The organism is Halarchaeum salinum, assembly GCF_039520965.1.
GTDB classification, from domain to species: Archaea; Halobacteriota; Halobacteria; order Halobacteriales; family Halobacteriaceae; genus Halarchaeum; species Halarchaeum salinum.
In genome coordinates this window covers 1-8,428 of sequence record NZ_BAAABL010000078.1, presented here as the reverse complement: position 1 = coordinate 8,428, position 8,428 = coordinate 1, and the positions used below count along the sequence as shown (strand labels likewise).

The window sequence follows — 8,428 nt, the reverse complement described above, 5'->3', positions numbered from 1 at the left end:
TTCCTCTCGAAAAGTAGCCTCGATAAGCCGTCGCTGTCACGCGGTTCTCGTCTTAGCTAAAGACGGATGCCTGCGACCCAAGTACGAGGAAGCGAATCCGCCCGGCTACCGCAAACACGGCGACACCCGACCCAAGAGTACGGTCACGTTCAAAGCAGACGGCTTCAAACACGATCCCGAGAACAATCGCGTTCGACTCAGCAAAGGCTCGAACCTCAAAGAATACTGGTCGGACTTCCTGCTCTGCGAGTACCAGACTCGTCCCGACGTAGACCTCTCAGAAGTCAACTCGGTGCAAAACGTTCGCGGCGTCTGGAACGGCGACGAGTGGGAACTGCACTTCGTCTGCAAAGTCAGCGTCGAAACCAATGACTCCGCAGGCGACGGCGTGGCAGGCATCGACCTCGGCATCAAAAACATCGCCACAGTCGCCTTCCCCGACGAATACGTCCTGTATCCCGGCAACTCGCTCAAACAGGACAAGCACTACTTCACCCGTGAGGAGTACGATACTGAGGGTGAGAACGGCCCGTCTGAGACGTCGATGTGGGCACGGCGAAAACTCGCAGAGCGCGAGACGCACTTCTACCACACGCTCACGGACACCATCATCACCGAGTGTGTTGAACGCGGAGTTGGCACGCTCGCGGTGAGTTGGCCCGAAGACGTGCGCGAGTCCGACTGGGGAGAGACCGGCAACAAGAAGTTGCATACGTGGGCGTTCGACCGCATCTCCCAGTACCTCAACTACAAAGGCGAGATTCGTGGCGTTGAGGTGCTGAAGGAGAACGAGTGGGATACCTCGAAGACCTGCTCGAAGTGTGGCGACGACACGAAATCGAACCGCAAGCACCGTGGCTTGTACGTGTGCCAGTCGTGTGGGTTAGTCGGGAACGCCGATTGCAACGGGGCGGAGAACATGCGCCAGAAGATAACTCCGAGTCCTCACGGTGAGGATAGGAGTACCGGCTGTGTGGCACAGCCATCGACATACCTGTTCGACCGCGAGAGCGGGACGTTTCGAACGAGAGAACAGGTCGTGTCGTAGACCGGCAAATATCCCAACCTGCGGGACGGGAAGCCTCGCCGTGAACGGCGTGGAGGATGTCACAGAGTACTCATACCAACCTCTTTGCGATTGCTCGACCCACCATCATTCGATGGCATCTGGAAGCTCCTCGGAGTTCTCCACGCAGCTAGTGACGCAGACAGACACGTATCTCGAGACGATCCGCGAGTGCGTCGATCGGCTCTCCACACTTGTCGAGCGCTACGCTTCCGGGGAATCACCCCACGACGTCGCTGAGACGATTCGCGCGCTAGAGAGCGAGTGTGACGTGCAGAAACGGACCCTCAGCTCGCTCGTCACGAACACGTCAGTCCGGGAGTTCGGCATCCGCAACTCCCGCGTCCACCTCAACTCCGAGCAACTCGTCAAGCTCTATCAGCTACTCGACGAGATTCCGAATACTGCCGAACAAATCGCCGAAGATATTTCGACAATCGATCCGCCGAGGGAACAATGGGCCTTCCAGCAGTACCACGAGATAACCGAGCACGCACGGACAGCAATGGCCACCCTCTACGATGCCGTTCACGAGTTCATTCACTTGCTGTGCTCCCCGACTGAGACCGGAACGATCACGGATCACATCAGCGATATTCGCGAGACGGAAAGCGCGTGCGACAGCATCCGCAACGACATCATCGCGGAGGCCTTCGAAGGCTCGACGACGCAGCCACTTCTCTATCGGGAGTTCGCGAACAACTTCGACCACCTTGTCGACACCATGGAGGACACGACTGACCACCTCGTCCTCCTCTCCAGCAGCGAGCCGTGGATTACCGCCGAGCCGGGCACTGTCTAGTTCTGTATTGGTGGTGGCACGATGTCGCTGCGCGACCTCAAGGGGGCAACGAAAGATATCACCTTGTCGTCCCGGATGGGGACGCGTACGGGCAGCTGTGGGCCGTCCTGATGGACCTCGGGTATGTGGAGGTACAATCACTGGATCCAGATCACTGAGATGGTGCTGCTGGTAACGTGAGTTGAATTCGTGTTCCACCGGACTCACGAGTCTCGATCGTGAATTTTCCCTCCGACTGTTGTACGATCCAGTACACCAGCCAGAGTCCAAGCCCCTCACAGTGCGAGAGGGGTGTTTCTCTTGGCCGTGTGATGGTCTCTCGCTCCGTTTCTGGAATTCCAACTCCCGTATCGACGAATTTGACTTCAAGGGTTCCGCCGGTTGTCTGCTGCACCCGGACTGTGATGGAGACGTCTGGCGGGTTATGCTCAACGGCGTTAGTCAGGAGTTCATCGATCGCCGTCGGGAGTTCTGGATGGGCGACAACGTAGCATTCCGCCGGAAGCGATAGTCGGTACTTCCCAATCGAGGATTCGGAAGTCGAGTTGAGTTGGTGTGAGCCGTTCAATCTCGGAGCGGTAGCTGAGTGAATCGAAGCGCCGGTCTAAATTGAACAGAGACAGTGACAAGAACGGTTGTCAAAGCGGTTTTTGACGAGTGCTGCTGCTGACGACTCGCTGGCCCGAGGCCGCGGGCTGGCCGTCAGCCCGCGGCCGGGCCGTACGTGTCGGGAACGCCGACACCGTTCATTTCGATCTCCCACCGCCGCTCTAACTCCGCTTCCAGCTCGTGGCGAATCCAGTCACAGAACGTCTGGAACGTGAACTGCTCGGGCAGGTCGCGCCCGCCCCGCCGTGGGCGGGCGACGACCGCCCATCGCAGCACGAGCCACAGGTTCTCCAGCAGGAAGCTCACGATCACGAACGCAAACCGGACGATCGGGTCTTGTGTTGTCGTTGTTGCTCGTGCTTGGCGAAACAGCCGGTAACTCGTCTCTATTGCCGACCGTTTCCGATAGCGTCGTTCGACTTGTGTAGGCGTGCGATCTCCTAGTGATCAACGAAACTTCTGGGTGAACCGGGATGAGGACTCAGTCGAAGAACGGATTTCTACCTTATCTCTGGCACGTGGAGTACCCAAAACTTCTGTGAACTACTAGAGATCGCACGCCACGTACCCACGAACGACCTCGCCATGCTTACCTCGGTCACCGTTCTGGTAGGAGACAGAGACCGCGAGCGGGAAGCGCAGTTCCCGCTCGCTTCCTTTGTACATGCGATAGGTCGTCATGTACGAGCAGTGCGTGGCGAGCTTGTCCTTCATCCGCTCACCCTTCTTTTGGACAGGGATGACCGTCGTCGCTAGGTCGCGTGCGCGACGAATTACCCGTTCGTTGTAGAAGCCGCGATCAGCGAGCAAGAGATCGATTTCGAAGGGATAGGTGCCGACGCGGTCGAGGACGCGCTCGACCGCGTCGGCTTCCTTCTCGTCGCTGCGGACGTAGGTGAGTGCCAGCGTCACTGGCTTCCCGTTCGAGACGACATACGCGGTACAGTAGCGGTGACAGGTCGTGGTTCCGTCGGTTGGTGTGGTTTTGCAGAGTTCACCGCTGTCCTCGTCGGGAGAGCCGTGATAGGGGTTATCGACGAAGTCGATGGAGACGATTCTCGACCGGTTAGTGATCAACGAAACTTCTGGGTGAACTGGGATGAGGACTCAGTCGAAGAACGGATCTCTACCTTATCTCTGGCACGTGGAGTACCCAAAACTTCTGTGAACTACTACAGGGTCGAGAATCGTCAGAGCGAGATGGCGAAACAGGAGGTTAGCGGCCATTTCGAGTTGGTGACGCTGGAGCGTGTGGAGCCACTCCATGACGGTATCGTCGCAGGGCGTGTCGTCCGTCTGGGACGTGACCTCCCAGACGGACGACTGGTTGACGCTGGCCATAGTGACGACAGGCCAGATATCACCGGAATCGAGGGGCGCCCTCGATTCCTTCCATCGGAAGCTGTCCAATCACGTCAGCCGCTACTTCTTTGACGTCTGCTGCCGAAAGTACACCGTCCGGTTCGGGTAGTTCTAGCACACTTCTGAACCGGACATCCTCCTCAATCAGAGCGACGCTTCAGCTCCGGTGCTCACGTCGGTTGGGAAGTACCGATAGTGTAACGTCAGTATCGGGGTGAGTCTCCCGAAAGGCAGCTATCTGTTCCTTGAGGAGACTAACGAGGTCGAATGTACGGGTTGTCTCTCGCTCCCAGATGGAGACGATCTGGCGTGCTCGCTCGCTCGTTTGATCGAGTGCGTTGAGTCGTGTACGAATGATGTGGCAATCGTCCTGGATATCGTCCCGATCTGTCGTGGATTCGATTTTGTCGAGATAGCCAAATGCGACAGAGAGATCGTTTCGGAGGTTGTGGCGGAGGACACGCTGGTTAATTTCGAGGAGTGTCGACAGCTCTTCGGCCTGTTCAAGTTGCTCTTGTGATTCGACTTTGGAGAGACTACCCCGGGTCCCGACGGCTGCACCTAACGATGCCGCGAACGAGAGCAGGAAGGTGAGCTCGATCTGCTTGCCTTCGAGAAGCCACACGAGCCAGACGGCAAGCGCGAGTAGTGCGAAGCTCACCGTCATCGCGAGACTGAGGCCGAGCGCTCGACGTTGACCATGTGCCGAGAGGGATCGGGTTGGAAGTTGATAGCCCGTGTAGAAGACGATGAGCGAGAGACTGCTGATCAGGATGGCTTCGAGTAGCGTTCCGATACCTTCCCCCTCTCCGAGAAGATGGAGGAGTCCAAGCCCGAAACAGCAGAGTCCGAGCCCATAGAACCCATAACGAACATCGAGATGATCAGTCATAGGGGATACAGGATCAATCAGGTCCCCACTACTATATCTCTGTGGACGGACTGTTCCTCTGACTGGTGAGATAGACGCGACGTGAACCTCGCACAGAACGCTTCGAGAGCAGGGTGGTGGCGGGGAGCGAAGCGTTTTCGGCGTGAGTTACCTTAGCGTCGTGAGCGGACGAGGTAGCCGCCAGCCACGAGGGCTATGGTTATCAGTACGGCGCTGGGACCGAAGCCGGGACTGGATCCGCTCGAACTGCCAGCCGCGCTCGACTCTGTCTGTTCGCCGGTAGTGGTCATCTCAGTGGGCGCGAACGTCGCCTGGAACCCCTCTAGGCTCGCGTTGGCTGCCCAGACGGCGCGCCCCTGATTCGTCGAGTCCGCTGGTGGCGTCGCCTCGACTAGCACGTCTCCCACCGGGGCAGTCACGACGAAGGGGCGGTCGGGTTCGAAGCCGCTGGCGAAGGGCTCGGTGAGGACGAGTGACTCGCCATTGACGGCTGCGAGAGCGCGCCAGTGTATCGATAGCGAGATGACGCCGAGAGAGCCATTATTGGCCGTCTGGAAGGCGATACGTGCGTGCTTGGTGGCCATTTCGCGGTCGGTCTGATTTTCGGCGGCGGCAACCTGCTGCATTCGCTCGGCGAAGTTCGTGCGGGCCTGCTGCTGCAGCGTTTCGTTGTGTTTCAGGTCAGTGAAGGCGGCCTGCTCGGTGTCGCTTTCGAGATCGTAGGTGAGTTCGACCGTGACCGTCGCCGACCCATTCGCCTGGAGGTCAACGACGAAGGCACCGGTCGTGCTGTGAGAGTCGGCACTCGTCTCGTTGGTGCCGCTATCTGCCGCCGCCACCGGCCCGGCGAGGACTGGGATGGCCGCTACGAGCAGGAGGCTCACGGTTATGCAGGCAAGGACGGATCGGGAGTCGAAGCGGGTCGTGTCCATGGGATGTCTGGTGTATCAGCGTTCGTCATACGGGAGTGCTTGGCGTACGAATCGTCCGAAAGGCCGCGCACGTTGAAAAACGCTTACGCGTCCGCGATGAGCAGCGGGTGGATTCGGGACCGCGTTCGTGCGAATGTGTTGTCGCGCGATTACGGGCCAGCGTGGGCGTTGGAGGCGCTGGGACCACCGGAGCTGGCGTCGTCGTTCCCGTTAGCGCCGCTGGAACTACCGGGGCCACTGGAACCGCCGTTCCCGCTGGCACTACTGGAATCATCGGGGCCTCCGTTACTACCGGGGCTGGCACCGGGACCAGCATCACTCGGCGGGCCGCTGTCAGCCGTGTCGCCGTCGCTCTCGTTGTGAGGAGCGCTCTCAGCGGGCCCGCGCGTCTTGTTCTCGGGCGGACCGACTGTCACGTTACTAGGCGGACCAGTCGTCACGTTACTAGGTGGACCGACTGTCACGTTGCTGGGTGGCCCCTGGCCGACGCCGGGGCCGCCGATGGTTCGGGCGATGGCTGCCACTTCGGGGCCGCTCAGGTTCGCGGCGTGCTGACGAAGCTGCGTGATTGCAGTCACGTTGACGCCGTTATTCTGTAGTACCGCTTCAGGGAGGCTCTTCGAGACGTTCAGCGTCTTGTTCGACATCTTCTGGACGTTGTTGAGGCGCGCGTGAATCTGGGCCGATCGGGAGACGTACTCCCCGTGGCTGATGGTGCCGTTCGCGCGGGCTTCCTCGAGTGCCTGCAGTTCCGACCGTAGCTCCTCGATGCGCTGTTGGCTCTGGTTGGTCTGATTCTCGACCAGTTCCGCCTTCTCGTCGGGCGTGGCCATCTGGGCGATTTTCAGTCCGAACGTCCGCGTTTCGAGCTCGCCCTCGAGTTCGGCTGCTTGGACGCCGATGGCGCCCGAGAGGCGTTCACCGGGCGCGAGCGTCTCGTTGGTGGACGTGTCGTTTTCAACCGGCTCGTCGGACGTGGTGGTGTTTTCAACCGTCTCGTTGCCGGTGGTGTCGGTCGTGTTGTTCGCCTGTTGGCCCAACTCGGGCGCGGTCCCGATCGCGTTGGGTCCATCTGCCGGTGCCGAGGCCGCTGCGCCCATCGCCGGGACCGCACTGAGGACCCCGACGACCAGCAGCAGCGAGGCGAGCGTCGCAGTAAGTCGCTGGTGCGTCATGATGCACTCGATCCAAGGAGCGGAGGAAGTATATAAACACTAGTCGCTGAACGGGAGTCAACGACGCTTAAGCCGAATTAAATCGGGTTAAATGCGGCCGCAGTCAGGCGGTTTCCCGATTACTGTGGAACGGCTTACAGTAGATGCCCCCGGGCTTAAATGCCGGTATCATCCTCGTCGGGGAGCGTGAGAACGTTCTCCCGGCCGATACGGAAGGACTCTAACTCGTCGTCCTCGCGGAGGCCACTAACGACCTGGCTAGTCTTCGCCTCCGTCCAACCCAGCTCCGAGACGACCTGCTGCTGTTTCATACGCCCACCGTGCTCCTCTATGAGTGAGAGCACGCGCTCCTCGTTGCTCAGCAACTCCTCGGGAACATCGGCTACCGTCTCCGTCCCATCCCCGGCAGACTCAGCGTCGCTGGATTCGGGTTCGACTGTCGACTCCGTGGGTTCGCTGGACTCACTGTCGCCCTTCTCCGACCGTTTGCTCTCGACGTCCGCGTCGCCGGTACCGGCAGTCGGGGTGGCTCCATCGCCATCAGCCGGGGTGGTGGGATCATCCTCACTACTCCCGTCGACACCGCTGCCATCTCCGTCGTCGCTTTCGAAACGCCGCCGGCCGACGACGAGCCACACACCGATGGCCGCAAGCACGATGCCGACGCCGACCACTGGCAGCCAACTACCCGGGGTCGCCTCGCTTCCGGCAGCCGGCTCCGTGTCGCTCCCGGTCGTCGTGGCTGAAGCCATCGGCGCGACGACGACGAGAGGCTCCTCAACCCCGAAGTCCAGACGACCGGTCCACGTAACGGCGTTTTCGCTTCGTCCAGTTGGTGTGGGTGCGACCTGCTCGGCTGCATAGCCATCCGGCCAGCTGATGGTGAGTGACGTCTCGCTGTCGAGGAAGAGATCCGCGACGGCTGGCCCGGCACGGATGTGCTCACCTTGGGTAGCTGCAAAGCTCGTCCACCGGAACCGATAGGTGATGATGCCGTAGGTGTTACCGAACTGCTGTATCCGGGCGTTGACCGTGACGTTGCGGACGGCCATCTCCCGGCCCGACCGGTTCTGAGCCTCGCCAGCGACCCGGCGCATCTGCGCTCCAAAGTCAGTCGTGTAGTTCCCGGGGTTCGCTTCGATATCCTCGCGCAGCTGCCGGAACGCATCGGTTTCGTTCCCGGAGTTCAATTGCTTCCGATAGGTGACCGTCCAGACCGCGTCGCCGTCGGCCGTGAGGGCGACATCCAAGGCGACGCTATCGGGATCAACCCCACTCACGCTGTTGGTCGATGCCGGCATAGCACCCGCGGAACCGGCTAGTCCAGCCCCCGCGAAGAGGCTACAACACAGACAGAAGACGAGCATACACACGCGGACGGGATGGGCACCTCGATCGGACGTGTTAGAATTTGGTTTCATAATGAATGCAAGTTTCACCTCTGACCAGTGCTCGTAGTGCAGATGATTGTTCGGATTTGGTCTCATAATGAATGCAAGGCGGAAACCCGCGTCTTCAGGTCTGTCTCTTACCCACAACTCCTATCGCTGTAGTTCGCCGAGAAAGAGGCCAAGATGCAGAGTGGTTCAC

At 59.9% G+C, this 8,428-nt stretch carries 7 protein-coding genes and 3 pseudogenes; 2 read left to right on the top strand and 8 right to left on the bottom strand.

The genetic code is table 11. From position 1 onward, the window contains the following. Positions 1-22: 22 nt before the first annotated feature. Both ABDZ36_RS12685 and ABDZ36_RS12680 read left to right on the top strand, forming a co-directional pair. Entirely contained in the window at positions 23-1,048 is a 1,026-nt protein-coding gene (locus tag ABDZ36_RS12685; RefSeq protein WP_343749344.1) for an RNA-guided endonuclease InsQ/TnpB family protein, read from the top strand. A 112-nt stretch (positions 1,049-1,160) separates the two neighbouring features. Then, positions 1,161-1,868, top strand: coding sequence for a DUF47 family protein (locus ABDZ36_RS12680; protein ID WP_211313681.1), 708 nt, complete (start codon positions 1,161-1,163; stop codon positions 1,866-1,868). Positions 1,869-2,019: 151 nt separating this feature from the next. On the opposite strand, the gene ABDZ36_RS14950 is transcribed toward ABDZ36_RS12680, so the two are convergent. The 8 genes and pseudogenes from ABDZ36_RS14950 to ABDZ36_RS12650 form a co-directional block, all read right to left on the bottom strand. Continuing rightward, positions 2,020-2,436, bottom strand: a complete 417-nt coding sequence (locus ABDZ36_RS14950; RefSeq protein WP_211313682.1) for a sensor histidine kinase — start codon at positions 2,434-2,436, stop codon at positions 2,020-2,022. A 134-nt stretch (positions 2,437-2,570) separates the two neighbouring features. Then, positions 2,571-2,921 (bottom strand): annotated as a pseudogene (locus tag ABDZ36_RS14945) (ISH3 family transposase); the annotation flags it as partial. 108 nt (positions 2,922-3,029) lie between these two features. Continuing rightward, positions 3,030-3,545: pseudogene (locus tag ABDZ36_RS14940) on the bottom strand (ISH3 family transposase); the annotation flags it as partial. Between the two features lie 108 nt (positions 3,546-3,653). Beyond that, positions 3,654-3,957: pseudogene (locus ABDZ36_RS12670) on the bottom strand (ISH3 family transposase); the annotation flags it as partial. Between the two features lie 39 nt (positions 3,958-3,996). Continuing rightward, positions 3,997-4,731 carry an ATP-binding protein gene (locus ABDZ36_RS12665; protein ID WP_211313683.1) on the bottom strand — a complete coding sequence of 245 codons (735 nt, stop codon included), beginning with the start codon at positions 4,729-4,731 and terminating at the stop codon, positions 3,997-3,999. A 152-nt stretch (positions 4,732-4,883) separates the two neighbouring features. Next, positions 4,884-5,663 carry a DUF7345 domain-containing protein gene (locus tag ABDZ36_RS12660; protein ID WP_211313684.1) on the bottom strand — a complete coding sequence of 260 codons (780 nt, stop codon included), beginning with the start codon at positions 5,661-5,663 and terminating at the stop codon, positions 4,884-4,886. 149 nt (positions 5,664-5,812) lie between these two features. Beyond that, the gene (locus ABDZ36_RS12655) at positions 5,813-6,838 is read right to left on the bottom strand and encodes a DUF7096 domain-containing protein (protein ID WP_211313685.1); all 1,026 of its coding nucleotides are present in this window, start codon (positions 6,836-6,838) and stop codon (positions 5,813-5,815) included. 155 nt (positions 6,839-6,993) lie between these two features. Continuing rightward, entirely contained in the window at positions 6,994-8,139 is a 1,146-nt protein-coding gene (locus tag ABDZ36_RS12650; protein ID WP_343749343.1) for a helix-turn-helix transcriptional regulator, read from the bottom strand. Positions 8,140-8,428: the final 289 nt, after the last annotated feature.

What these genes read in the sequence shown, in the direction of transcription:
- ABDZ36_RS12680 (WP_211313681.1), top strand. Translation starts at nt 1,161, where the DNA reads ATGGCATCTGGAAGCTCCTCGGAGTTCTCCACGCAGCTAGTGACGCAG.
- ABDZ36_RS12665 (WP_211313683.1), bottom strand. Translation starts at nt 4,731, where the DNA reads ATGACTGATCATCTCGATGTTCGTTATGGGTTCTATGGGCTCGGACTC.
- ABDZ36_RS12660 (WP_211313684.1), bottom strand. Translation starts at nt 5,663, where the DNA reads ATGGACACGACCCGCTTCGACTCCCGATCCGTCCTTGCCTGCATAACC.
- ABDZ36_RS12655 (WP_211313685.1), bottom strand. Translation starts at nt 6,838, where the DNA reads ATGACGCACCAGCGACTTACTGCGACGCTCGCCTCGCTGCTGCTGGTC.
- ABDZ36_RS12650 (WP_343749343.1), bottom strand. Translation starts at nt 8,139, where the DNA reads ATGCCGGCATCGACCAACAGCGTGAGTGGGGTTGATCCCGATAGCGTC.